General features: G+C 60.8%; 1 protein-coding gene. It reads right to left on the reverse strand.

Going from position 1 to position 886, the window contains the following annotated elements:
• Positions 1-884, reverse strand: an 884-nt coding sequence (gene tuf / locus ACM6UT_RS23385) for an elongation factor Tu (protein ID WP_416799657.1), incomplete at its 3' end; no start/stop codon positions are given.
• Between the last annotated feature and the right edge of the window lie 2 nt (positions 885-886).

Consider the following 886-nt stretch of genomic DNA (forward strand, 5'->3'; position numbering starts at 1 on the left):
GAACCCGGCTTGCAGAGAATCTGGCCACGCTCGACGCCGTTGCGGTCCACACCGCGAAGCAGCGCGCCGATGTTGTCGCCGGCCTGGCCCTGGTCCAGAAGCTTGCGGAACATTTCAACGCCCGTGCAGGTCGACTTGATGGTCGGACGGATGCCGACGATCTCGACTTCTTCACCAACCTTGATGATGCCACGCTCGACGCGGCCGGTCACAACCGTACCACGGCCCGAGATCGAGAACACGTCTTCGATCGGCATCAGGAAGGGCTGGTCGATCGGACGTTCCGGCGTCGGGATGTAGGCGTCGACAGCTTCCATCAGAGCGCGGATGGCGTTCTCGCCGATTTCCTTGTTGGAATCTTCGAGAGCAGCAAGAGCCGAACCCTTGATGACCGGGATTTCATCGCCCGGGAAGTCGTAGGACGACAGAAGTTCGCGCACTTCGAGCTCGACGAGTTCGAGAAGCTCGGCGTCGTCGACCTGATCGACCTTGTTGAGGAACACGACGATCGCCGGAACGCCAACCTGACGGGCGAGCAGGATGTGCTCGCGGGTCTGCGGCATCGGGCCGTCGGCAGCCGAGCAAACCAGGATCGCGCCGTCCATCTGGGCAGCACCGGTGATCATGTTCTTGACGTAGTCGGCGTGGCCGGGGCAGTCGACGTGCGCGTAGTGGCGGTTCGCCGTCTCGTATTCAACGTGCGCCGTCGAGATCGTGATACCACGAGCCTTTTCTTCCGGTGCCGCGTCGATCTGGTCATAGGCCTTGAACTCACCAAAATACTTGGTGATCGCCGCCGTCAGAGACGTCTTGCCATGGTCAACGTGGCCAATCGTGCCGATGTTAACGTGCGGCTTCGTGCGCTCAAACTTACTCTTTGCCATTT

The sequence above is a fragment of the Ciceribacter azotifigens genome (genome assembly GCF_048159625.1).
GTDB lineage: Bacteria > Pseudomonadota > Alphaproteobacteria > Rhizobiales > Rhizobiaceae > Allorhizobium > Allorhizobium azotifigens.